The organism is Bradyrhizobium sp. SRS-191 (assembly GCF_024586915.1).
Lineage (GTDB): Bacteria > Pseudomonadota > Alphaproteobacteria > Rhizobiales > Xanthobacteraceae > Bradyrhizobium.
Genome location: NZ_JANBVS010000026.1, coordinates 48,843 through 72,581 on the forward strand (window position 1 = coordinate 48,843; position 23,739 = coordinate 72,581).

Genomic DNA, 23,739 nt, shown 5'->3' on the forward strand with positions numbered 1-23,739 from the left:
GCGGGGTCCTCTCTTTAGCCTAGAACTTCACCGTCGCCGACAGCGACACCCGCCTCGCATCGCCGACGGCGACGTTCAGCACGCTGTTGGCCGAGGGGTAGTAGACGCTGTCGAACAGGTTCTTGACGTTGAGCTGGTAGATCACCGGCAGGCTTTGGTGCTTGGTCTCGTAGCTCGCGAACATGTCGGCTACGACGTAGGACGGCAGCACGAAGCTGTTGGCGGCGTCGCCGGCGCGGTCGCCGACATAACGCGCGCCGCCGCCGAGCCTGAGCTGGCCGGGTAGCGCCGTGCCGAAATCATAGACGAGATAGAGCGAGGCGGTGTTGAGCGCGACGTTCTGCAGCCGGTTGCCGCGATAGACCGGGTCATCGGTGACCCTGGCGTCGGTGTAGCCGTAGCTGCCGATCATGGTCCAATGCTCGGCAATGCTGCCGGTGACGTCGACCTCGGCGCCGCGCGAGCGAACCCTGCCGGCGGTGGTGTATTCCAGCACGCCGTTGCCGTTGAGCTGCGATACCAGCACGTTCTGCTTGTCGATGTCGTAGACCGCGACGGTGCCGGACAGCCGCTTGTCGAGGTCGAACTTGAAGCCGGTCTCCCAGGACGTGCCTTGCTCCGGCGCGATGTTCGAGCCGAGCACGACGCCGCCGGTGAGCGGGGCGATGGTCGAATTGGGCTTCAGGCTTTTCGTGTAGCTGGCGTAGAGCGAGAATTGCTCGTTGAGCTTGAGAATCGCGCCCCCGAGCGGCAGCACGGTGTCGGCCGCGACGTTGGTATTCGCCTTGAACGGCCGGCCGCGGCCGGCGATCTGCTCATAATCCATGTAGCGCACGCCACCGACCAGCGCGAGCTTGTCGGTGAGGTGCAGCGTGTCCTGCAGGAACAGCGAATATTGGCCGAGCTTGTCGGTCTGGTCGCTGTCGCTGGCCGAGATCGTCGAGCCCGGCTGCAGCAGGCCGTAGACCGGATTGTAGACGTTGAACGGGGTCGAGGCCGGCACGGTCTTGCGCAGGAGATCCTGGCGATAAATCGTCCGATATTGCGCGTCGCCGCCGAACAGCACCTCGTTGCGCAGGCCGCCGATCCAGAATCCGCCTTGCATATAGGAGGTGCCGTAGCTGACGCGGCTGAGCGAGCCGAACGTGCCGTCATTGCTGCGACCCTCGAGGCCGGTCTTCGGATCGAAAGACGTGATGCGCAGCTGGTAGGCGTTGAAGCTCTCGGTGTTGTAGCTGTAGGCCGCGGTGAGCTTCCAGTCCTCGTTGAGCTTCTGCTCGACCGAGGCCTGCACCAGGTCCGACTGACCCCACATGTTGTTGAAAGGCTCGTCGAGCCGCCGCGTCGCGGGGATCGCCAGCGGCGCGCCGTTGACGAAGGCGGTGCCGCGATCGAATGGGGTGATGAATTCGCGGTGCTCGTAGTTGAGCTGCACCGTCGTCGTGTCGCCGTACCAGGCGAGCGACGGCGCCACCAGCATCTCGCGATGCCGGCCGAAATTGCGCCAGTAATCCTCGCTGACGCCGTAGCCGATGAAGCGATAGGCGAGGCCGCCGTCACCGATCGGGCCGGTGATGTCGAGCGTGCCGTCCGCGCCGGTCCTCGTGTTGGCATAGGCCGAGCCGAGCAGCGTCACCGAGCCGTGCTGATACAGTTCGGGCCGCTTGCTGATGGTGTTGACGATGCCGCCGGGATCCATGATGCCGTACATCAGCGAGGCCGGGCCCTTCAGCACCTCGACGCTCTCCACCGCGGCATTCAGGCTGCGGCCCTGCACCAGCGGCAGGCCGTTGCGCATGATCGAGCCGTCACGATTGTCGCCGAAGCCACGGCGCATCACCGCATCCTGCGTGCCGGCAAGCGTGTTCGCCTGGGTGACGCCGCTGATATTGGCCAGCGCATCGTCGATGTTGCGCGGCAGCTGGTCCTTGATCACCTGCTCGGGCACGATGTTGACGGATTGCGCCGTGTTGAGCGGCGAGGCGCCGGTGCGCAGCGTGGTTGCGCTCGGCATCGCCCGATAGTTGAGCTTCGCGGCATTGAGCACCACCGCTTCCGCGGCCGCGCGCTCCGCACGTGTCGGCATCGGGGGCGGCTGCACCTGACGCCGTGACGGCGTCGCCCGAGCCTGGCGCTGCGGCGCGCTCACGGCACTCGCGGGCTTGCGCTTTTGCGCCGGCGCATCCACCGTCACTGGCGGCAGCGAGGCCTGGGCATGTCCAGGAGAGGAGGAGCAGGCCAGCTCTGCGGTCAGCGCGCTCGCAATCGCAATCGCGCGGCGCATGCCGGTACGAGAGCGAGCCTCGCGCCGGCCGTCACACTTCGTCATCGTTCACTTCACTTTCAAGTCACGCCGTTCGCGGGAACGGGTCGCTTGAGGTGAGGTCTAGCAATGCGATGCAGCAAAGAACACGGCGCGCAGGCTTGAATAGCTCTAAGTCGCCGGGTGTTTCGTTGTTGGAATTGGTTCGAACCTGTGCCGCTCGCGGCGCCTTTGCGGCATCGCGCGGAGCGTGATCAGGGCGCGCTGCAGGATCGAGCACGCTGCCCGGTCGACGCGCAAACAACAACGCTCCATCCGGCTTGCGGATGAAGCGCTGTTCGTTTCATTTTTTGGAACTAATTGCGTTGAGCTCAACGCTTCGGCGTGATCGTGCCGGAATGCGGGCTCATCGTGCCCATGCTGCCGTTGTCGGTGCCGTCACTCATACCAGTGCCGCCACCGGTGCGGCCGCCGGTCGCACTGGTGTCGGTACCCGCAGGCGTGCGGCCCATATTGGCCCCGGTGGTGCCGGTGTCGGTCGAATGCCCCATGCCGGGGCTGGTCGCGGTGCCCGAGCCGCCGGTGCCGGTGTTGGCGCCCGCGCCGCTGCTGCTCTGGGCGAGGGCGAGCGAGCTCGTGAGTGCAAATGCGGCGGCGAGCGCGACGGTGGTCGTGGTCTTCATGGTCGGTCCTTTCTCTGCTTCGGAGCGGAGCTAACAAGACCGCGTTGCCGCCGTTCCCATCCGCTCGCGCGTAGCGCCGTCTCAGTTGGTCGCAGCGGCCTGCTCAGCCGCGGCCTCTGTTGTCGTTGTGATCCTGGAACTGCTCGGTCTCGACCCAGCGGCCGTCCTGGCCGCGCTCGCGCGAGCTCTCTGTCTTGTCGCGGTTCGACAGCACCATGTTGTCGCCGACCAGATCCTCCTGCAGATCGGTCATCGCGCCGGAGCCGTCTCCCTTGGCCTTGATGCGGGGCGCGGGCGCGCCGTCGGCATTGCTCGGCTTGGCCTCGACCACGCGGGTGCGGTTCTGATCCCGCTCGATCTCGCGCGCGAGCTGGCCGGAGTCGGGATGATCAGGCTTGCGCTCGAGCATGCGCAGCTGCTGCTCATGCGTCCTGCGGCCCTGCAACTCCTTGTGCCGCGGCGGCTGGTCGCGGTCATGTTGCGGCGGCCCGCGGCGGCGGTCCATCACCTCGGCCTTGTCGATGCCGCCCTGCGCATTGGTGTCGTTCTCGACGTCGCCTTGGATCGTGTTGGCACCTGCGAGCTCCTCGAGATCCTCCAGGCTCGCCTGCGCCATCGTCACGCCCTTGGATCCGCCGATCAGTGGATTGCGCACGAGGTCGACATTGGTCGGGCGCGGCATCTTCGGATGCTTGTTGCTCATCGGCTGGCCTTTCCATGCGCCGGATGGGTGTTCCCGCCCTTGGCCTCGGACTCGTGCGCATGATGCGAGTCCTGCTCGCCGCCGCCGCCCGAGACGCGGCTGTGGTGCCGTTGCGGATCATCCGCCCGCGGTTTGTCGATATGCAGGGGTTCCTTGGCATTCTCATGCGACGCGCCGGGGCCGCCCTGGCGAATGCTCGCTTTGGTCTTGGTCGAGGTGGACATCCAATCCTCCGCTCAGCGATCCTGCTGATAACCCTGGTTGGTGGTGTTCTGCTTGATGTTGCCGGTGCGGCCCTGCTGATCGGCATTGCCAGTCACGGCGCTGCGCGGCTTCGACGCCTCGTGAGCGTTGCCGCTTTTCGCATCGCCGGTGCCCATCGGGCTCTGGTTCTCAGGAAGAACGGGGGGCGACTTCGTCATGGCCTGCTCCTTGTTGTGACAGGAGCTGGACCAACGTGCTGGCCGAAGCGAGGTTCTAATCAGGTCACGTGATCGCTGGTTCGTGAGCACGACGGGGGTTCCCGTCGCGACATCAGCAGAGTGAGGTCTTCAGCAATTCCGCGAGCGAAACCGATCGAGAGCTTCAAGGCTGCGCGTGGCCCTCGACCGCGACGTCCTTGCCGTAGCGGCCCTTCGTTCGGAACGTCACCTTGTCGCCGTCGCCGTCGAAGCTGAGCCGCCAATTGCGCTCCTCGCCCTGGCCGATGAACTGCACGTCGATCGCGAATGTCGTGGCATCGACCCAGTTGCCCTTCATGGCCCGGTAGGTGAAAGGCTCCCAGGGATGCGGCGGCGCGGTCTTGCGATAGAGGCCGTCGAGGCCGATCGGGCTCTGCAGATGCACCGCGCCCCCGGCGCTGTCCCGCGAGGGAATATCCCAGGTGACCTGCGGTTCCGCTCCCGTGATATCGAGCTTGATCGTGTTGATGCCGAGCGGCCCCCGTGGGAAGCTATAGGTCTTGCCCGAGATGGACGCCGCGATCTCCGGCACCGCCCCGACCGGGCCTCGTGTTTCCGTTGCGGCCTCGCGGATATCGGTGGCCAGCGCGGCCGCCGCCTCGGGCGCTGCCGGCAGGGCGCTGTCGGACGTCGCGGTCGCCGCGATGGCATTGGCGAGCTTGCGGAACGGACAGAACTCGCGCGCGGTCATCACCGCCACGATGTCGCGGTCGGGCATGATCATGATGACCTGGCAGTGATAGCCCACCGTCATGAACACGTGTTTGTCCGGCAGGGCCCAGAACTGATCGGCGTAGGAGAGCCCCGGATCGAACTTCGCATTCATGCTCACCGTGGCGTGGTTGACGGCCTCGATCCAGTCGGACGGCAGCAATTGCTGCTCGCCCCAGCGGCCGCGACGCAGATAGAGGTAGCCGATCTTCGCCATGTCGCGCGGCTTCAGCGCCAGCCCGAAAGCGCCGGCGGAAATTCCCTTGGAATCCTTGAACCACGCATGCTCGGTGATCCCGAGCGGTCCGAAAAGCCTCTCCTTCGCGAAGTCCTCAGCGCTCTTGCCGGTCAGCTTGGTGACGATTGCCGAGAGCAGATGCGAGTTGCCGCTGTTGTAATAGAACGTCTCGCCGGGCGCATGCGCCATCGGCCGGTCCAGAATGTACTGAACCCAGTCGGGGCTCCGGCCCATATCGTAGAGGGATGTCTCGGCGCCGCCATCATAACCTTCGTCCCAGTCGAACCCGGAGGTCATGTTGAGCAGATGCTGCACGGTGAGCGCCTGCTTGCGTGCGTCGACATTGTCGATCTTGCGATCTTTGAAGAAGTCGAGCACCGGATGATCGAGGCTGTCGAGCACGCCGTCCTTGAGCAGGATCGCGATCAGGGTCGACACCACAGCCTTGGTCGACGAATTGATGATGTGCGGCTCGTCGGCATTGTAAGGCGCGTAGGACGCATCGAGCACGATCTTGCCATGGCGCGCGATCAGCAGGCTGTCGAACCGCATCGCCTTGCCGGAGGCGACGAGCTTTGCCAGCGCCGCCGAGTCCATGCCTTCGTCCTCGGGCGTGGCGGTTGCCCAGTCGGGCTGGGGGAAGCGGGCGAGGTTGGCGTCTTCGGCCGAGGCAGCGCCGGTGAGCAGCCGCGCCACCAGCAGCGCCGAGAACAACCAGAGGCCAGTCTTGAGACGCGCCATGTCGAATGTCTCCGATGAGCGACATTCAGGATAGGGTATCGCAAGACCGCGATCCATCAAAGATTGTGTGATGGCCGATGCGCACGCCGCAAAAGCGGAGTGTTGCTTCCTTCGAAACAGCGCTCATTCGCCGGATGCTTTATAGTCTGTCTGGCCATCTCTGTGCGGCGTGCATGACGGCCAGAACCTCGATGCTTCCGGGCATCTCGCGATAGGCAACGATGTATGGAAAGTCTGTGAGCACGAGTTCGCGCGTGCCGCTAATGCGCCCTGGCCGTCCCTTAGCAGGATGCTCGGCAAGGGTGTCGACGCCAACAACGATGCGCGCCACGACACGCGCGGCTGCGGTGGGGTTGTTCTCGGCGATGTATGCGCCGATCTGGTCGAGGCGACTTAGCGCCCGTATGGTCCAACGAATGGCGAGTCGGCTCATCCTTGAATAGCAGGCTTCACGTACTTGGCGATCACATGCGCCACTTCTGCGCTGCTGGCGAAGTCACCGCGTTCAGCTTCCGCTAGCCCTGCCTCGATCTCGGCAAGTTGCCAGGCTTCCCGCTCGACGAAATCCTCGATCGCTCGCGCGGCGACGTCGGCGCGGGGGCGGTCGAGCCTCTCCGCCAGCTCATCGAGCTTCGCGGCCGTTGCTTCCGAAACGTGGACGGTGAAGGTGGTCATGGGGCTGCTCTGAGATTCACGCGGATTGTGGGTGAACGGAAGAGGAGCGTCAATCCTCTCTCCGTTCTCACGAGGACCTGGTGATCAATCTGCCCAATGGGCCCGCAGTGCCGCCACGATGCTCTGGGGCCGCTCGACGATGCTCCAATGACCCGCGTTCTGCTCGACATGCAGCCGCGCGGCGTGCGCTTGCGCGAAGCGGCTGAGCGTGTCGAGCGGCACGAACGGATCCTGCGTGCCCGAGATCACGAGGCCACGTTTCGGCAATTGCGTGAGACGTGCGATCCAGTCGCCGCCGAAGCGAAGCCCGTCCGCAGAGCGATACAGCGCGAGGATTGCGCGCCGCATCGGCGCCTGCCACGCCGCGGCTTCGTGCGCCGCCAGCTCCGGCGGCAGCCCGCTCTGCCGGAACATGCGCGCCATGGCCCGCTGCGACGACACCGCCATGACGATCTCGCCGAGCATAGGCGTCTTCCAGATCCGCGCGATGGGATGGCCGCGATAATCCGGATCGAGCGCACCGCCGGCAACCGCCCAGGAGCGCACCAACTCCGGCCGCAGCGATGCCGCGCGCAACACCAGCAGCGCGCCCCAATCATGCCCGACCAGATCGAGCGGCCCGAACGCCGCATGCTGTGCTTCCATCAAGGCGACCAGCCAGTCGGCGTAGGCGTCCTTGGTGCAGGCGAAGCCGGAAGGCGCATCGCCGTCGAAGCCGGGCAGGGCAGGCACTGCGACGGTCTCTCCAAGCGCCGCGATTAGCGGGCCCCAAATCGCCGGTGTATCGGGCACGCCGTGGAGGAAGATGCGGTTGGTCATGAGTTCATGTTATCACACCCTCGATCTTCGTATTCGGCGAAATTTTTCTTTCCTTTTTTCAGAAGTCATGATTGTATGCGCCATCCCGCCTCATCGAAGAGGGGCGTACGCGTCGTCACGATACGTGGAGTGCGGGGAGCGATGGCCGTGAGGCGCCGGTGGACGACCGGCGGTTTGCGGACGGCGAAGTCGTGTGGTCCTGGCGCCCCGAAGCTGGTGTCAAGCCGGCTGCGTTCATGACGAGCGCGCCGGTGACGGGGGCAATCAAGCCGGTCCCCGGGGAGAGCACGAAGTAAGCCGTAAAGCCGTTGCGCAGGGAAGGCCGGGATGTCCTGGCCGATCCTGTGGTTCCTGCCCCGTGCACTTCCTTCCGCACGGGGGCCGCGGGTGTCGGCAGACGCCCGGCCTTCCCTGCACCCTCGATTGGCGAGGGTTTCGATATCGATGATCAGCCCGGGCACGGACGTGTCGCGGGGATGGAGAAGTGCGTGCGGATGCTTGTTGAGTTGCCGACCTCCATCATGCGTGATGCGCGACGCTGGTTTGTCGAGCCCCGTGTCGCTGTTGAAGACGTAAGAGCGAGCGCAGTGCACGGTGCGCTCCCTCTCCCCGTTCTTCACGGGGAGAGGGGTGGGGTGAGGGGCCACAACCACCGACCCTGCGGAGAGCCCCTTCACCCGGATTGCATCTGGCGATGCAATCCGACCTCTCCCCGCAAGCGGGGCGAGGTGTACCGAGGCCGCCGCGACGTCGGGGCCCAATTATCGACAATGCGAGAAGCAGCCGCGGGGCGCGGTCCCAGCGCTTATCGGGTATGTGGACTCAATACGTCACCCCTCCTGACCCTTATTCGGCGTTGCGAGGCCCTCCCATTCCCGGTAAAAGCACCATCGAGGACACCTCGGCAACGAACCATCAATGGTTTTGCCGCACCATTTTCGTGTCTTCGCAAAAGGGTTTGGCAATGCTGATTCGCAGCGCAGAGATCGAGGCCATCGCCGGGGCAGACGCCCGGTCGATCGCGCTCGCCTCGTTTGCGACTGCTCGCGGCCTGACCGGCGCGCTCGAGCTTCTGCTTCTTAGCTGCCCCTGAGGGCCGGCTGGGCGGGATGCGCCTGGGCACTCAGGGGGCTGCTTCGACACCGAAACACCCTTCAGCGCCCAATGTTCAGAGATCCTGACAGCCAGGCGCACCACCTTCAGACTTCGAGGAAAGCCAATGTCCAATCCCGTTCAGTCCGACAAGGACCGCGTCGTCATTTTCGACACCACCCTGCGCGACGGCGAGCAGTGCCCCGGCGCCACCATGACGTTCGAGGAGAAGCTCAACATCGCGGCGATGCTGGATGACATGGGCGTCGACATCATCGAGGCGGGTTTTCCGATCGCCTCCGACGGCGACTTCGAGGCCGTCAACGAGATCGCAAAGCGGTCGAAGAACGCCGTGATCTGCGGCCTGTCGCGCGCCGGCGCCAAGGACATCGACCGCTGCGCCGAAGCGATCCGGCCCGCCAAGCGTGGCCGCATCCACACCTTCCTGTCCACCTCGCCGGTGCACATGAAGTACAAGCTGCAGATGGATCCGCAGCAGGTCTATGAGCTGGTCGTCTCCTCGGTAACGCGCGCGCGCAACCACACCGACGACGTCGAGTGGTCGTCGGAGGACGGCACCCGCACCGAGTTCGATTTCCTGTGCCGCTGCGTCGAGGCCGCGATCAAGGCCGGCGCCACCACCATCAACATCCCGGACACCGTCGGCTACGCCGTGCCGGAAGAGTATTACGACCTGTTCAAGCGCGTGCGCGAGACGGTGCCGAACTCCGACAAGGCGGTGTTCTCCGTCCACTGCCACAACGACCTCGGCATGGCGGTCGCCAACTCGATGGCCGGCGTGCGCGCCGGCGCCCGCCAGATCGAATGCACCATCAACGGCATCGGCGAGCGCGCCGGCAACGCGGCGCTCGAAGAGGTCGTGATGGCGATGCGCGTGCGCAACGACAAGCTGCCGTTCTGGAACAAGATCGACACCACGCAGCTGACCCACGCCTCGAAGGTGGTGTCGGCGGCGACCTCGTTCCCGGTGCAGTACAACAAGGCCATCGTCGGCCGCAACGCGTTCGCGCATGAGAGCGGCATCCATCAGGACGGCATGCTGAAGAACGCGCAGACCTACGAGATCATGCTGCCGGAAACTGTCGGCGTGAAGCAGACCTCGCTGGTGATGGGCAAGCACTCCGGCCGCCACGCCTTCATCCACAAGCTGGAGGAGATGGGCCACAAGCTGTCGAGCAACCAGGTCGAGGACGCCTTCGTCCGCTTCAAGGCGCTGGCCGATCGCAAGAAGCAGATCTATGACGAGGACATCGAGGCCCTGATCGACGAGGGCATGGTGAGCGCCCATGACCGCATCAAGCTGCTGTCGCTGAGCGTGATCGCCGGCACCCGCGGCCCGCAGCGCGCGACCATGAAGCTCGACATCGACGGCGTGACCAAGATCGAGGAGAGCGAGGGCAACGGTCCGGTCGATGCGGTCTTCAACTGCATCAAGTCGCTGGTGCCGCACGAGGCCAAGCTGGAGCTGTACCAGGTCCACGCCGTCACCGAGGGCACCGACGCGCAGGCCGAGGTCTCGGTGCGCTTGTCGCAGGATGGCCGCTCGATGACCGCGCGCGCCGCCGATCCGGACACGCTGGTGGCGTCCGCCAAGGCTTATCTCGGCGCGCTGAACAAGCTGGTCATGAAGCGCCAGCGCGACGTCGCGCAGGGGCACGGTGCATCGGCGGCGGCTGCGAGCTGACGCCACGAGTCGTCATTCCGGGGCAGCCGCGAAAGCGGCTGAACCCGGAATCCCGAGCTTGGTTTGCACCGGCCCTCGCAATCTCTAGGTTCCCCGATGCGCAATTGCGCATCTGAGGTTCGGCGCTCCGCGCCGCCCCGGACCGGCGGTGGCGCGAGTTGCTGCATCGCAGCGCGCGAATCCCGCTCGTGCTGCTAACGGTCAATGGCATTCCCGGCCGGCACCCGCTAACAATGTCCTTGGCATACAAAGCGGGGGCGTCATTGCAATGCCCCCCGAATTTCGGGAGGACACCTTGCAGCAGTTCAAGTTCCGTCACGTGATCGCCACCGCCGCCTCGCTCGCGGTGCTTGCGCTGGCCGGCCCGGCATGGGCGGCCGACAATCCGATCGTGATCAAGTTCAGCCACGTCGTGGCCTCGAACACGCCGAAGGGCCTCGCCGCCGACAAGTTCAAGGAGCTCGCCGAGAAGTACACCGACGGCAAGGTGAAGGTCGAAGTCTACCCGAACTCGCAGCTCTACAAGGACAAGGAAGAGCTCGAGGCGCTGCAGCTCGGCGCCGTCCAGATGCTGGCGCCGTCGAACTCGAAGTTCGGTCCGATCGGCATCAAGGAATTCGAGGTGTTCGATCTGCCCTACATCCTGCCCGACCTCGCCACTCTGCGGAAGGTCACGGATGGTCCGCTCGGCGCCAAGCTCCTCAAGCTGCTCGAGCCGAAGGGGATGATCGGCCTCGCCTACTGGGACAACGGCTTCAAGCAGATGAGCGCCAACAAGAAGCTCGTCGATCCCGCCGACTACAAGGGCCTGAAGTTCCGCATCCAGTCGTCGAAGGTGCTGGATGCGCAGTTCCGCACGCTCGGCGCCATTCCGCAGGTGATGGCGTTCTCCGAAGTCTATCAGGCGCTGCAGACCGGCGTCGTCGACGGCCAGGAGAACACGCCCTCGAACATCTATACCCAGAAGATGCACGAGGTGCAGAAGTACATCACGCTCACCAATCACGGCTACATCGGCTACGTCGTGGTCGTGAACAAGAAGTTCTGGGACGGCCTGCCGCCGGACATCCGCGCCGCCTGCGACAAGGCGATGAAGGAAGCCACTGCCTATGGCAACAACCAGTCGGCCAAGGAGAACGACGACGCGCTGGAGGAGATCCGCAAGTCCGGCAAGTCTGAGCTCGTGAAGCTGGCGCCCGCGCAGGACGAGGCGATGCGCAAGGCGATGATGCCGGTCTACAAGGACGTCGCGGGCCGCGTCGGCCAGCCGCTGATCGACGAGTTCCTGAAGGAGACGCGCGGCACGACCAACTGAGGATCTGAGTGAAGCACGCGCGGGCCGGTAGGCCCGCGTGTGGCAATGGGGAAGGGGCTCGGCGGGGTGCCAGGCCAAGCAGACGGCGCAGTCAAGCGTCGCAGGCGTTTGATTGTGGGGGAGGGGACTTGAGCTTGCTGTTGCGCATCCTCGATCGGCTCGAGGAGATCCTGATCGCATTCCTGATCGCGGCGGCGACCTCGATCATCTTCGTGGCCGTGCTGCACCGCTATCTGGTCGGCATCCCCTTGTTCTATCCGATCCTGTTCCCGATCGACCTGTCCTGGGCGCAGGAGCTGTGCATCTACATGTTCGTGTGGATGGCGAAGTTCGGCGCCGCCTACGGCGTGCGCACCGGCATCCATGTCGGCGTCGACGTCCTGGTCAACATGCTCAGGCCGTCGCTGCGCAAGGTGACGATCCTGTTCGGCCTGCTGTGCGGCGCGCTGTTCACAGCGATCATCGGCACCATGGGCGCCAAGTTCGTCTACGGCCTGTCGCAGACCGACCAGGTCACACCGGACATGGAGCTGCCGAGCTGGCTGGTCTATCTGTGCATCCCGCTCGGCTCCTATCTGATGTGCTTCCGCTTTCTCCAGGTCGCCTGGCACTATCTCCGCCACGACGAGCTGCCGCATCATGACCACGCCTATGTCGAAGGCGTCGATGCCCAGGCTACGGAGGCCTCGCGATGAGCAGCCTCCTCATCTTCAGCCTGCTCATCTTCCTGATGCTGACGGGCATGCCGATCTCGATCGCGCTCGGCCTCACGGTGCTGTCCTTCGTCTTCTTCATGACGAACGTGCCGACCGAGTCCGTCGCGCTGAAGCTGTTCACGGGCATCGACAATTTCGAGATCATGGCGATCCCGTTCTTCATCCTCGCCGGCAACTTTCTGACCCATGGCGGCGTCGCGCGGCGGATGATCAATTTTGCGACCTCGATGGTCGGGCATTGGTATGGCGGCCTGGGGCTGGCCGGCGTCATGGCCTGCGCTCTGTTTGCGGCCGTGTCCGGCTCGTCGCCCGCGACGGTGATTGCGATCGGCTCGATCATGCTGCCGGCGATGGTCAAGCAGGGCTTTCCGAAGCGCTTCGGCGCCGGCGTCATCACCACCTCGGGTGCCCTGGGCATCCTGATCCCACCGTCGATCGTGATGGTGGTCTATTCGGTCGCGACCGGCGGCAGCATCGCGCTCGATCCGGCCGGCCACCGCGTCTCCTCCGCCTCGGTCGGCCAGCTGTTCATGGCCGGCGTCATCCCGGGCCTGATGCTGGCGAGCCTGCTCGGCTTCACCACCTTCTACCGCGCCTGGAAGAACGACTATCCGCGGCTGCCGCGTGCCAGTTGGGCGGAGCGCTTCACCGCCTTCCGCAAATGCATCTGGGGCCTGCTGCTGATCGTCATCGTGCTCGGCGGCATCTACACCGGCAAGTTCACGCCGACCGAAGCCGCCGCCGTCAGCGCTGTCTATGCGTTCGTGATCGCCGTGTTCGTGTATCGCGACATGTCGCTCAAGGACGTGCCGAAGGTGCTGCTCGGCTCGGCGAACATGAGCGCGATGATCCTCTACATCATCACCAACGCCGTGCTGTTCTCGTTCCTGATGGCCAATGAGAACATCCCGCAGCAGATCGCCAACTGGATGGCGTCCGCGGGCGTCAACTGGGCGGTGTTCCTGCTGGTCGTCAACATCCTGCTGCTGCTCGCCGGCAACGTCATGGAGGCGACCTCGATCGTGCTGATCATGGCGCCGATCCTGTTTCCCGTCGCGGTCAAGCTCGGCATCCACCCGGTGCATCTGGGCATCCTGATGGTGGTCAACATGGAGGTCGGCATGTGCCATCCGCCTGTTGGACTCAACCTCTACGTCGCGTCGGGGATCGCCAAGATGGGCATCACCGAGCTGACCATCGCCGTGATGCCGTGGCTGCTGACGATGCTCGGCTTCCTCGCGCTGGTCACCTACGTGCCGGAAATCTCGCTCTGGTTGCCGCGCACGTTGGGAATGCTTTGAGGCGCGGCAACAAACTGAAACTCATTTGCAAAAATCGAAAGGTATTTGAAGCAATTACATCTCCGTAAGGTCGTACACTCTGTCCAAACTGTAAGTTGAATGCCGAGGTCAGCAAGCTCATGCTGATCCGGCTTTCCAAGGAGGTTGGCATGAGAAAGTTCACGATTGCCGCTGTCGCCGTGCTCGCCATCGCCGGTTCGACTGCGGTCTACGCCCAGCGCGGCTGGATTCACGATCACATGCATCATGCGCGCATGAACCCGGAAGACCGCGCCGCGATGCTCGACGCGCGCATCGCCTCGGTCCATGCCGGGCTGAAGCTGAACGCGGATCAGGAGAAGCTGTGGCCGCCGGTCGAGGCCGCGGTGCGCGATCTCGTCAAGCTGCGCTTCGACCGGGCCAATGCGCGGATGAAGGCCGCTGACGATGCGCAGGACAAGGACGTCGATCCGGTGGCGCGTCTGCGCGAGCGGGCCGATACGATGGCCGTGACGGCGGACGCGATGAAGAAGGTCGCCGACGCTGCCGATCCGCTCTACAAGACGCTCGACGACGGCCAGAAGCGCCGGCTGTCGATGCTCACCCGGCCGATGGGGCGCATGATGGGACCGGATGGTCCGCGCCATCACCGCTGGATGGAACGCGGCGAGGGCGACGGTCCGCGCTTCGGAGAGAACCGATTCGGGCCGGGGCCGATGGGCCACCCGCCGATGGACCGCATGGGCTGGTCCGACGAGGACCGCGACTCCGGGCGGCTCTGAGGATCGGTTAACGATCCCTCTGAATCCGCTGGAATTTCCGCTTGGGAAAAACCGCCGCACGCCGGCGGTTTTTCTGCATCGAAAATGCCAAATAATCGTCAGGGATCGCTGGACATCCCGGAATCGCTTTGCTAAACGACCGGCTCTCGCGGGGGCTTTCTCCGGATGCAGATCCGGGCGCATAGCTCAGTTGGTAGAGCAGCTGACTCTTAATCAGCGGGTCCTAGGTTCGAGCCCTAGTGCGCCCACCAAGCCCTCCGAACTTCCTCAATCTTCGTCCGAATCGTCGAGCGCGCTGAGCGCGCGGCGAACCGTCTCAACCAGATCGAGCGCCACCGGCGACGGGCTGCGTTGCGGCGGAAACACCGCAGCGAATTCGAAGTCGATGCGCGGCGTGAACGGTCGCGCCACGACGCCGCGGCCATCGAACTCGCGCGCGGTAAAGGGATCGCAGATCGCGACGCCGAGGCCTGAGGACACCATCCCGCACATGATCTCGGACAGCGTCGTCTCGACGCGCAGCACCCGCTGGATGTCGTCGCGGTGGAAGACCTGATCGATCAGGTGACGGCTCGTCGAGCCGGCGGACAGTGAGATGAAGGTCTCGCCCTCGAAGTCACGGGGCGCCAGCGCGTCCTTGGCCGCGAGCCGATGTCCGGCCGGCAGCACGGCGACGCGCGGCAGCGCCGGCAGCTTCACGCTTGGCAGGCCGGCATGCGCAATCGGCACCTCGGCGAAGCCGACGTCGCATTGCGCGTTCAGCACCCAGTCGATCACGATCGGCGAGATCACGCCGAAGAAGGCAAGGTTGAGATTCGGCCGCTCCTGCAGGAAGCCGCCGGCGAGCCGCGGCAGATAGCCGTTCGACAGCGCGGGCAGGGCTGCGATGCGCAGCGTGCCGGTGCGGCGGCCGCGGATTTCCTCGGCGGCGGCGGTGATGCGATCGAGCCCGACGAAGGAGCGCTCGACCTCCATGTACAGCGCGGTGGCGGCCGCGGTCGGCACGAGCCCGGTGCCGCGCCGTTCGAACAGCTCCATCTTCAGCAGCGCCTGGAAGTCGCGCAGCAGCCGACTCACCGCCGGCTGTGTGACCGCCATCAGCTTGGCCGCCTCGGTGACGCTGCCGGTCAGCATCATCGCCCGGAAGGCTTCGACCTGTCGCGAATTGATCCGGGCCATGATCCCTCATCCATAACATCTCGGCATGGAGAGGGTGCCATTATTCATTGGACGATCAAACCCTCCACTGCGATCTTTTTTAGCAGGGTAGGGGATGGCTCGTTTTTTAGGCTGTAGACCGGGTCCAACAGCCGACGGCTCAATCCGATCTCCCTGGCGGTTTTAAAATACCGTCTTGCATCCAGAGCAAAGGGAAATCGGTCCAATGAAGTACCTTCACCTTCTCACCGCCGTCAGCATGCTCGCGCTGGCCGGCACAGCGCAGGCCCAGCAGAAGACACTGTATGTCGCCGGCTATGGCGGTTCGTTCGAGAAGACCGTCCGCGAGGAGGTGATCCCGCCATTCGAGCAGGCCAACGGCGTCAAGGTCGAATACGTCGCCGGCAACTCCACCGATACGCTCGCCAAGCTGCAGGCGCAGAAGGGCAATCAGCAGATCGATGTCGCCATCCTCGACGACGGTCCGATGTACCAGGCCATTCAGCTCGGCTTCTGCGACAAGGTCACGGGCCTGCCCGGTGATCTCCTCGACATCGCGCATTTCAAGGACGACAAGGCGGTCGCGATCGGTCTCGTCGCGACGGGCCTCGTCTACAACAAGAAGGTGTTCGCCGAGAAAGGCTGGGCTGCACCGAATTCGTGGAATGATCTGAAGGATCCGAAATACAAGCAGCAGCTGGTGATCCCGCCGATCAACAACACCTACGGCCTCAACGCGCTGCTGATGCTGGCGAAGATGAACGGCGGCAGCGAGACCAATGTCGATGCCGGCTTCAAGGTGTTCAAGACCGAGATCAATCCGAACGTGCTGGCCTATGAGCCGTCGCCGGGCAAGATGACCGAACTTTTCCAGTCGGGACAGGCGGTGATTGCGGTGTGGGGCTCTGGCCGCGTGCAGAGCTTCGCCAACACCGGTTTCCCCATCGACTTCGTCTATCCGAAGGAAGGCGCCGTGAGCCTGCTGACGACGGCATGCCCGATCGCCAAGCCCTCGGTCTCGCCACTTGCTTCGAGCTTCATCAAGCTGCTGCTCGATCCTAAGATCCAGCTCACGATGCTGAAGGAATATGGCTATGGCCCGGTGGTGAAATCGGTGGTCGTGCCCGAGGGCGTCGGCACGATGGCCCCGATCGGCGAACGCGCCGCCAAGGTCTATGCGCCGGATTGGACCGTGGTGAACGAGAAGCGCGAGGAGTGGACCAAGCGCTGGAATCGCGAAGTCGAGCGCTGATAGTACTCTCTATGCCGGACAGCGGTGTGCTCCCTCTCCCCGTTCTTCACCGGGGCGCGACGAGCTTTGCTCGCGCTGAGAGGGTCGGGGTGAGGGGCAGCCGCACGGGCAGTGCGAATTGTTAGACCTGTACCCCCCTCACCCGGATTGCATCTGACGATGCAATCCGACCTCTCCCCGCAAGCGGGGCGAGGTGAAGGCCAGCGCGATGCATTCCCACCTGAGCCAGCAGATTCATTAGTTCCGGATCCCCTATATGTCCTTCCTCGAGCTCGATCGCGTCGGCAAATCCTTCGGGCCCAACGTAGCGGTCGAAGAGTTCAGCCTCACGGTCACGAAAGGCGAGTTCATCTCGTTCCTCGGCCCCTCCGGCTGCGGCAAGACGACGACGTTGCAGATGATCGCGGGCTTCCTCGATCCGTCGCATGGCGCGATCCGGCTCGAAGGCAAGGATCTCGTCGCGACGCCGCCGGCCAAGCGCGGCCTCGGCATCGTGTTTCAGAGCTACGCGCTGTTTCCGCACATGACGGCCGCCGAGAACGTCGCCTTCGGCCTGGAGATGCGCAACGTCGCGCGCAGCGAACGCGAGGAGCGCGTGCGCGCGGCGCTCACGCTGGTTGGGCTTGCCGGCTATGAGGACCGTCATCCACGCCGGATGTCCGGCGGCCAGCAGCAACGCGTCGCGCTGGCGCGGGCGCTGGTGATCCGCCCGAGCGTGCTGCTGCTCGACGAACCCTTGTCCAATCTCGATGCGCGGCTGCGCGAGGGCATGCAGATCGAGCTGCGCCAGATCCAGCGCAATTTGGGCACCACGACCATCCTCGTCACCCATGATCAGATCGAGGCGATGTCGCTGTCCGACCGAATCGTCGTGATGAGCAAGGGCCGGATCGAGCAGATCGGCACGCCGCAGGAGGTCTATGAGCAGCCGGCCTCGGCCTTCGTCGCGCAATTTCTTGGCAAGACCAACGAATTTGCAGCACATGTGGAGCGCGCGGCGGGACAAGCCAGGCTGCTTGCCGGCTCGTGGAGCGCGCCGGCGCCGGCCGGGGTGTCGGGCGCGGTGACGCTCAGCGTGCGACCCGAGCGCATCAGCTTCGGCGACACCGGTCTGGCTGGACGCATCACCAGTCGTATCTTCCAGGGCAATCATTGGCTGTTCCAGTGTGACACCGAATGCGGACCCGCGATCGTCATCCGGCAGAATGACGGGCAGCCGCAGCCGGAGCAGGGCGCCGCGGTTCATCTCAACTGGCAGGCGGCGGACATGAGTCTGCGCGCCGCGCGAGTTGCGGCATGAGCACGACCGCAACAGCCGACACCTCCGACGCCCGTGCGGGCCTGTCGCTGGCGCTGCCGGCTTTGATGCTGTTCATCGGCGTCGTCGTGATCCCGCTCGCGATGACGGTGATGCTGTCGTTCCACGATTGGGGGCAGTACAAGGGTATCGAGCCGGTCTTCATCCTGAAAAACTGGATGGAGATCATCGACGATCCCTATTACTTGGAAATGTTCTGGCGCACCTTCCGCGTCGCCGTGCTCGCAACGCTGATCACGGCGGTGTTCGGCGTGCCCGAGGCTTACATCCTCAACCGCATGCAGGGGCCGTGGAAGGGCCTGTTCCTGCTCGTCATCATCGGCCCGCTGCTGATCTCGGTGGTGGCACGCACGCTCGGCTGGGCGCTTCTGTTCGGCGGCAACAACGGCCTCGCCAACAAGCTCTTGATGACGCTTGGGCTGGTCGATTCGCCCGTCCGTTTCATGTTCACCGAGACCGGCATGATCATCGCGCTGGCGCATGCGATGATGCCGTTCATGGTGCTCGCGGTATGGACCGCGCTGCAGCGCCTCGATCCGCAGGTCGAGAACGCGGCACTGTCGCTCGGCGCCGGTTCGCTCACCGTCGTCCGCCGCATCGTGCTGCCGCAGATCATGCCCGGTGTGCTGTCGGGCGCGATCATCGTGTTCTCGCTGTCGGCGAGCGCGTTCGCGACGCCGGCGATCATCGGCGGCCGCCGGCTGAAGGTGGCGGCGACGCTCGCCTATGACGAATTCCTCAACACGCTGAACTGGCCCCTGGGGGCTGCAGTTGCCGTGCTGCTGCTGATCGCGCTCGTCCTGATCGTGGTCGGCTCCAACGCGCTGATCGAGCGCCGCTACCAAGAGATGTTCCGATGAGCCGGAATGGTCCTGTGGCATTGATCTTCCACACGCTGTTCGTCGTGTTCATGGTCGCCCCGATTCTGGTCGTGTGCTGGGTCGCGTTCACGCCGGAGGGCTTCCTCTCGATCCCGATCACGCAGTTCTCGCTGCGCTGGTTCAAGGCGCTCGCCAACTATCCGGAGTTCGTCCACGCCTTCGGCGTCAGCCTCTGGCTCGGCGCGCTGTCGTCCTGCATCGCGCTGCTGTTCGCCGTGCCGGCGGCGCTGGCGCTCAGCCGCTATCGCTTCCGCGGCCGTGACGCGCTGTCGGCGCTGTTCCTGTCGCCGCTGATGATCCCGCACGTCGTGCTCGGCATTGCCTTCCTGCGCTTCTTCACCGCGGTCGGGATCGGCGGCACCTTCGTGGCGCTGGTGATCGCTCATGTCGTGGTCGTGTTTCCGTTCGCGCTGCGGCTGACGCTGGCGTCGGCGACCGGCATGGACCGTTCGGTGGAGATGGCCGCGATCTCGCTCGGCGCTGACGGCTGGACCATGTTCCGCCGCGTGACCTTGCCGGCGATCCTGCCCGGCATCGTCAGTGGCTGGATGCTCGCCTTCATCCAGTCGTTCGATGATCTGACCATGACCGTGTTCCTGGCGACACCCGGCACCGAGACTCTGCCGGTGCGCATGTTCCTCTACATCCAGGACAACATCGATCCGCTGGTGACATCGGTATCCGCCAGCGTCATCGCCATTACCATGACCGTCCTTGTTCTGCTCGACCGCCTGTACGGGCTCGACCGCGTGCTGACCGCCAAGGGCGGCGACGCAGGACGATAGGAGACATTATGATGAAAGACTACGACGTCGCCGTCGTCGGCGGCGGCCTACTCGGCTCCGCGATCGCCTGGGGACTGGGCCGGCTCGGCCAGCGCGTCGCCGTGCTGGACGAGGGCGATATCGCCAAGCGCGCCTCGCGCGCGAATTTCGCGCTGGTGTGGGTGCAGAGCAAGGGCCTGGGCATGCCGGCCTATACCGGCTGGACGGTGCGCGGCTCCAAGGCCTGGCCGAAGCTCGCTGAGGAGCTCAAGGCGCAGACCGGGCTCGACGTGGTGCTGCAGCAGAACGGCGGCTTTCATCTCACCCTGGGGGAAGCCGAGTACGAGCAGCGGACGCAGCTCGTCGCGCGCATGCACAACCAGGTCGGCGCCGCGGACTATCAGATGGAGATGCTGTCGGTCACCGAGGTGAAGAAGATGCTGCCGCTGATCGGCCCGGAGGTCTCCGGCGGCAGCTTCTGTCCCTATGATGGCCATGTGAATTCGCTGCGCACCTTCCGTGCGCTGCATGCCGGCATGAAGCAGTTCGGCGTCGACTATTTGCCGGAGCGCGCGGTGAGTGCGATCGCCCGCGATGGCGATGAGTTCAGGCTGACGTCGGCGCAAGGCGAGATCCGTGCGGCGAAGGTCGTGCTCGCGGCGGGCAACGCCAACCAGACGCTGGCGCCGATGGTCGGGCTGTCCGCGCCGATGGGACCGACGCGCGGCCAGATCGTCGTCACCGAGCGCACCATGCCGTTCCTGCCGCATCCCCTGACCACCATCCGCCAGACCGACGAGGGGACGGTGATGATCGGCGACAGCAAGGAGGACGAGCTCGACGATCGCGTCCAGAACCACCCGATCAACGCCGTGATGTCCGATCGCGCCCAGCGCACCTTCCCGCATCTGGCGCGGCTCAACGTCGTCAGGAGCTGGAGCGGCATTCGCGTGATGCCGAAGGATGGCTTTCCGATCTACGAGCAGTCGCAGACCCATCCCGGCGCCTTCGTCGCCTGCTGCCATTCCGGCGTGACGCTCGCCGCCAACCACGCCTTCGAGATCGCGCGCATGGTGAAGGAGGGCGCGCTGGACGAAGAGCTGGTCGGCGCATTCACCGCCAAGCGCTTTGAGACCGCGGCTGGAGTCGGCGGCAGTGGCTACTACTGAGATGACGGCGCAAGGCGCCATGGAGACGACGATGTTCAAACGAGCTGAAGGTGATGCGAGGCGATCGGTGACGATCCATGTCGAGGGCCATCCGATCACTGCGCGCGAAGGCGACACGGTGTCGGCGGCGCTGCTCGCCTCTGGCCTCGACGTCCGGCGTGCGACCGCGGTGAGCGGCGCGAAGCGGCTGCCTTACTGCATGATGGGCGTGTGCTTCGACTGCCTCGTCACCATCGATGGTGTCGGCAACCGCCAGGGCTGCCTCGTGCCGGTGGCCGAGGGCATGCAGATCGATATCCAAAAGGGCAAGCGGGAGATCGGCAAATGAGCGCCGTGCCGAAGCATGAGAACTATGACGTCGTGGTGATCGGCGCCGGTCCCGCGGGCCTCGCCGCAGCGGAAATGACCGCTGGTTTCGCCCTTTCCACGCTGCTGCTCGACGAGAATGCCGGTCCCGGTGGCCAGGTCTGGCGCGCGATCAACTCGACGCCCGTGAAGAGCGAAGCGCTGCTCGGTTCCGACTACTGGTCCGGTGCCGAGATCGCCAAGGCGGCGCGCGACAGCGGCGCGGAGATCATTCATCGGGCCACGGTGTGGAGCCTGGACCGCAATCTTGAGATCGGCGTCTCGGTCGGCGGCGGCTCGGCCTTCATCAAGGCCAAGCGGGTGATCATCGCGACGGGCGCGCAGGAGCGTCCGTTCCCGATTCCCGGTTGGACGTTGCCCGGCGTGATGACGGCCGGTGCGGCACAGACGATGCTGAAATCCTCAGGCTTGGTGCCGGATTGTCCGACGGTGCTGGCCGGGCAGGGACCGCTGCTGTGGCTGCTCGCGGCGCAGATCTTGCGTCTCGGTGGCCGCATCGATCACATCCTCGACACCACTCCGCGCGCCAACTACATCGCGGCGCTGCCTCATGCGTTCGCGTTCTTCACTTCACCCTATTTCGGCAAGGGGCTCGCGATGATGCGCGAGGTGCGCGCGAAGGTGCGCGTCACCAGCGGCGTGACCGAACTGGCTGCCTCGGGCAACGGCAAGCTCGAGAGCGTGACCTATGTTGCGGGCGGCAAGCGCGAGACGCTGCCCGCCGAGCTTCTGCTGCTGCATCAGGGCGTGGTGCCCAACGTCAATCTGGCGATGGCTGCGGGCGTCGAGCATCGCTGGAACGAGCTGCAGCTGTGCTGGACTCCGGTGCTGGACGCCTTCGGCAATAGCTCGATCGCCGGCATCGCGATCGCGGGCGACGGTGCGGGCATCGGTGGAGCGCAGGCGGCCGTGTGGCGTGGTCGCGCTGCGGCAGGAAGCGCAATCAAGGCAGCGCGGTCCAATGCCAAGGTGTCTGATGTTTCCCCGCAATTGAGGCGCGCCGAGCGTGGCCGCGCCTTTCTCGACGTGCTGTTCCAGCCCGCAAAGCAGTTCCGCATCCCGCAGGGCGACACCATCGTCTGCCGCTGCGAGGAGATCACGGCCAAGGACGTCCTCGACTCCGTGGCGATCGGCGCGACCGGGCCGAACCAGCTCAAGGCCTATCGCCGCACCGGCATGGGTCCGTGCCAGGGCCGGCTGTGCGGTCTGACCGTCACCGAGCTGATGGCCGAGGCCCGCGGCAAGACTCCGCAGGAGATCGGCTATTATCGTCTGCGCGCGCCGGTGAAGCCGATCATGCTCTCGGAACTCGCCAGCCTGCCGAAGAATGACGAGGCCACCAAGGCCGTGGTGCGCGGATGATCAGAGGCGTGTGGCATTCCCCAATCGTTGTTGCTGCCGAGCGAACGTCGCATCGGCATCTGCGAAAGACGAGCCGCACGCGAATCTGCCTTTCTGGAATGTGGGTGACAACCGACGGTCGGGAGCGCAATCGACGATGAGTCAGTTGAGAGACTGGACATTGGTGGATGTCATCATCATCGGTGGCGGCATCCATGGCTGCTCCACCGCGCTGCATCTCTGTCTCGCTGGGTTGAAGCCGGTACTGATCGAGAAGGACTATGCCGGCCGTCACGCTTCCGGCGTCAATGCCGGCGGCGTCCGGCAACTTGCGCGCGATGTCGCGGAAATTCCGCTCTCGATCCGCTCGATGGGGATCTGGGAAAACATTGCCGATCTCGTCGACGACGATTGCGGCTTCGAAAGCCACGGCCAGGTGCTGGTCGCCGAGAACGAAGCCGAGCTGGCGGACTTCCGTGCTCGCGTCGCCGATTTGAACGCGCGTGGCTTCACTCATGAGGAGCTGATCGACGGCGCCGAGCTGCGCCGGCTGGTGCCGGCGGTAGCGGAGAGCTGTCCGGGCGGCGTGGTTTCGCGGCGGGACGGCGCGGCGCAGCCTGCCCGGACCACCGCCGCATTCCGCCGCAAGGCCGAGCAGCTCGGTGCGATCATTCATGAGGGCGTGCCCGCGACCAACATCCGCAAGGACGGCAAGCTCTGGCGAGTCGATGTCGGCAGCGAGAGGTACGCTGCGCCGGCGCTGGTCAATGCCGCCGGCGCATGGGCCGGGCACATTTCTGCCGAGCTCTATGAGGGCGTTGCCGTCGAGACCATCGCGCCGATGCTGATGATCACCTCCCCTGTCCCCCACTTCATCGATCCCGTCGTGATCTTGCGCGGCCGCAAGCTTTCCTTCAAGCAGTTCAAGAACGGCACCGTGCTGATCGGCGGCGGCCATCTCGCGACGCCCTACAAGGAGCTCAACGAAACCGTACTCGACTGGCGCAAATTGGCCGAGAGCGCACGCACTGTGTTTGAGCTGTTTGCGGTGATGCGCAGCGCTACCATCGTGCGCGCCTGGGCCGGCATCGAGGCCCGCATGCCCGACGACATCCCGGTGTTCGGCCCGAGCGCCGTGCATGAGGGGCTGTATCATCAGTTCGGCTTCTCGGCGCATGGTTTCCAGCTCGGCCCTGGCGCCGGGGCCGTGATGGCCGAGCTGATCGCCCATGGCGGCACCCAAACTCCCATCGGGGGGCTCAACATCAGCCGCTTCAGCAAACCAACCCCTTCGGCAACAGCATGA

24 protein-coding genes and 1 tRNA gene are annotated in these 23,739 nt (G+C 64.9%); 15 read left to right on the top strand and 10 right to left on the bottom strand.

The window, feature by feature from the left end:
* Nucleotides 1–19: 19 nt before the first annotated feature.
* From NLR35_RS31180 to NLR35_RS31220, 9 genes are all read right to left on the bottom strand, one after another.
* Entirely contained in the window at nt 20–2,329 is a 2,310-nt protein-coding gene (locus tag NLR35_RS31180; protein ID WP_257170377.1) for a TonB-dependent siderophore receptor, read from the bottom strand.
* Between the two features lie 305 nt (nt 2,330–2,634).
* Nucleotides 2,635–2,946 carry a hypothetical protein gene (locus NLR35_RS31185; protein ID WP_257170378.1) on the bottom strand — a complete coding sequence of 104 codons (312 nt, stop codon included), beginning with the start codon at nt 2,944–2,946 and terminating at the stop codon, nt 2,635–2,637.
* A 103-nt stretch (nt 2,947–3,049) separates the two neighbouring features.
* Nucleotides 3,050–3,649, bottom strand: a complete 600-nt coding sequence (locus tag NLR35_RS31190) for a hypothetical protein (protein ID WP_257170379.1) — start codon at nt 3,647–3,649, stop codon at nt 3,050–3,052.
* On the bottom strand, nt 3,646–3,873 hold the full coding sequence (locus NLR35_RS31195) for a hypothetical protein (RefSeq protein ID WP_257170380.1): 228 nt from the start codon (nt 3,871–3,873) through the stop codon (nt 3,646–3,648). Before NLR35_RS31195 ends, NLR35_RS31190 begins: the two co-directional genes overlap by 4 nt.
* Nucleotides 3,874–3,885: 12 nt before the next feature.
* The gene (locus tag NLR35_RS31200; RefSeq protein WP_257170381.1) at nt 3,886–4,071 is read right to left on the bottom strand and encodes a hypothetical protein; all 186 of its coding nucleotides are present in this window, start codon (nt 4,069–4,071) and stop codon (nt 3,886–3,888) included.
* A 163-nt stretch (nt 4,072–4,234) separates the two neighbouring features.
* Nucleotides 4,235–5,800 (bottom strand): serine hydrolase, encoded by a 1,566-nt coding sequence (locus tag NLR35_RS31205; RefSeq protein WP_257170382.1) that lies wholly within the window; start codon nt 5,798–5,800, stop codon nt 4,235–4,237.
* A 139-nt stretch (nt 5,801–5,939) separates the two neighbouring features.
* Nucleotides 5,940–6,233 carry a type II toxin-antitoxin system RelE/ParE family toxin gene (locus NLR35_RS31210; RefSeq protein WP_257170383.1) on the bottom strand — a complete coding sequence of 98 codons (294 nt, stop codon included), beginning with the start codon at nt 6,231–6,233 and terminating at the stop codon, nt 5,940–5,942.
* Nucleotides 6,230–6,475 (bottom strand): CopG family ribbon-helix-helix protein, encoded by a 246-nt coding sequence (locus NLR35_RS31215; protein WP_257170384.1) that lies wholly within the window; start codon nt 6,473–6,475, stop codon nt 6,230–6,232. Before NLR35_RS31215 ends, NLR35_RS31210 begins: the two co-directional genes overlap by 4 nt.
* Nucleotides 6,476–6,559: 84 nt before the next feature.
* Nucleotides 6,560–7,294, bottom strand: a complete 735-nt coding sequence (locus tag NLR35_RS31220) for an alpha/beta fold hydrolase (protein ID WP_257170385.1) — start codon at nt 7,292–7,294, stop codon at nt 6,560–6,562.
* A gap of 964 nt (nt 7,295–8,258) precedes the next feature.
* On the opposite strand from NLR35_RS31220, the gene NLR35_RS31225 reads away from it, so the two are divergent.
* The 7 genes from NLR35_RS31225 (at nt 8,259) to NLR35_RS31255 (ending at nt 14,435) form a co-directional block, all read left to right on the top strand.
* Entirely contained in the window at nt 8,259–8,387 is a 129-nt protein-coding gene (locus NLR35_RS31225; protein WP_257170386.1) for a hypothetical protein, read from the top strand.
* Between the two features lie 126 nt (nt 8,388–8,513).
* Nucleotides 8,514–10,091 (top strand): 2-isopropylmalate synthase, encoded by a 1,578-nt coding sequence (locus tag NLR35_RS31230; RefSeq protein ID WP_257170387.1) that lies wholly within the window; start codon nt 8,514–8,516, stop codon nt 10,089–10,091.
* A 295-nt stretch (nt 10,092–10,386) separates the two neighbouring features.
* The gene (locus NLR35_RS31235) at nt 10,387–11,406 is read left to right on the top strand and encodes a TRAP transporter substrate-binding protein (protein WP_257170418.1); all 1,020 of its coding nucleotides are present in this window, start codon (nt 10,387–10,389) and stop codon (nt 11,404–11,406) included.
* Between the two features lie 134 nt (nt 11,407–11,540).
* On the top strand, nt 11,541–12,101 hold the full coding sequence (locus tag NLR35_RS31240) for a TRAP transporter small permease (protein WP_257170419.1): 561 nt from the start codon (nt 11,541–11,543) through the stop codon (nt 12,099–12,101).
* Entirely contained in the window at nt 12,098–13,423 is a 1,326-nt protein-coding gene (locus NLR35_RS31245; RefSeq protein ID WP_257170388.1) for a TRAP transporter large permease, read from the top strand. Before NLR35_RS31240 ends, NLR35_RS31245 begins: the two co-directional genes overlap by 4 nt.
* 149 nt (nt 13,424–13,572) lie before the next feature.
* The gene (locus tag NLR35_RS31250; protein WP_257170389.1) at nt 13,573–14,184 is read left to right on the top strand and encodes a Spy/CpxP family protein refolding chaperone; all 612 of its coding nucleotides are present in this window, start codon (nt 13,573–13,575) and stop codon (nt 14,182–14,184) included.
* Between the two features lie 175 nt (nt 14,185–14,359).
* A tRNA-Lys gene (locus NLR35_RS31255) sits at nt 14,360–14,435 on the top strand.
* Nucleotides 14,436–14,451: 16 nt separating this feature from the next.
* Here the strand turns inward: NLR35_RS31255 and NLR35_RS31260 are convergent.
* The gene (locus tag NLR35_RS31260; RefSeq protein ID WP_257170390.1) at nt 14,452–15,363 is read right to left on the bottom strand and encodes a LysR substrate-binding domain-containing protein; all 912 of its coding nucleotides are present in this window, start codon (nt 15,361–15,363) and stop codon (nt 14,452–14,454) included.
* 205 nt (nt 15,364–15,568) lie between these two features.
* Between NLR35_RS31260 and NLR35_RS31265 the strand changes: the two genes are divergently transcribed.
* The 8 genes from NLR35_RS31265 to NLR35_RS31300 all read left to right on the top strand — a co-directional run bounded on the left by NLR35_RS31265 (nt 15,569) and on the right by NLR35_RS31300 (nt 23,739).
* Nucleotides 15,569–16,594 carry an ABC transporter substrate-binding protein gene (locus tag NLR35_RS31265; RefSeq protein WP_257170391.1) on the top strand — a complete coding sequence of 342 codons (1,026 nt, stop codon included), beginning with the start codon at nt 15,569–15,571 and terminating at the stop codon, nt 16,592–16,594.
* A 256-nt stretch (nt 16,595–16,850) separates the two neighbouring features.
* Complete coding sequence (locus tag NLR35_RS31270; protein WP_257170392.1) at nt 16,851–17,894, top strand: ABC transporter ATP-binding protein; 1,044 nt, start codon at nt 16,851–16,853, stop codon at nt 17,892–17,894.
* Complete coding sequence (locus NLR35_RS31275) at nt 17,891–18,772, top strand: ABC transporter permease (RefSeq protein WP_257170393.1); 882 nt, start codon at nt 17,891–17,893, stop codon at nt 18,770–18,772. The genes NLR35_RS31270 and NLR35_RS31275 overlap by 4 nt, the downstream gene beginning before the upstream one ends.
* Nucleotides 18,769–19,578, top strand: a complete 810-nt coding sequence (locus tag NLR35_RS31280; RefSeq protein ID WP_257170394.1) for an ABC transporter permease — start codon at nt 18,769–18,771, stop codon at nt 19,576–19,578. Before NLR35_RS31275 ends, NLR35_RS31280 begins: the two co-directional genes overlap by 4 nt.
* Nucleotides 19,579–19,586: 8 nt before the next feature.
* Nucleotides 19,587–20,726 carry an FAD-binding oxidoreductase gene (locus tag NLR35_RS31285; protein WP_257170395.1) on the top strand — a complete coding sequence of 380 codons (1,140 nt, stop codon included), beginning with the start codon at nt 19,587–19,589 and terminating at the stop codon, nt 20,724–20,726.
* A gap of 31 nt (nt 20,727–20,757) precedes the next feature.
* The gene (locus tag NLR35_RS31290; RefSeq protein ID WP_257170396.1) at nt 20,758–21,054 is read left to right on the top strand and encodes a (2Fe-2S)-binding protein; all 297 of its coding nucleotides are present in this window, start codon (nt 20,758–20,760) and stop codon (nt 21,052–21,054) included.
* On the top strand, nt 21,051–22,454 hold the full coding sequence (locus tag NLR35_RS31295; protein ID WP_257170397.1) for an NAD(P)/FAD-dependent oxidoreductase: 1,404 nt from the start codon (nt 21,051–21,053) through the stop codon (nt 22,452–22,454). The genes NLR35_RS31290 and NLR35_RS31295 overlap by 4 nt, the downstream gene beginning before the upstream one ends.
* A 136-nt stretch (nt 22,455–22,590) precedes the next feature.
* On the top strand, nt 22,591–23,739 hold the full coding sequence (locus NLR35_RS31300; RefSeq protein ID WP_257170398.1) for an FAD-binding oxidoreductase: 1,149 nt from the start codon (nt 22,591–22,593) through the stop codon (nt 23,737–23,739).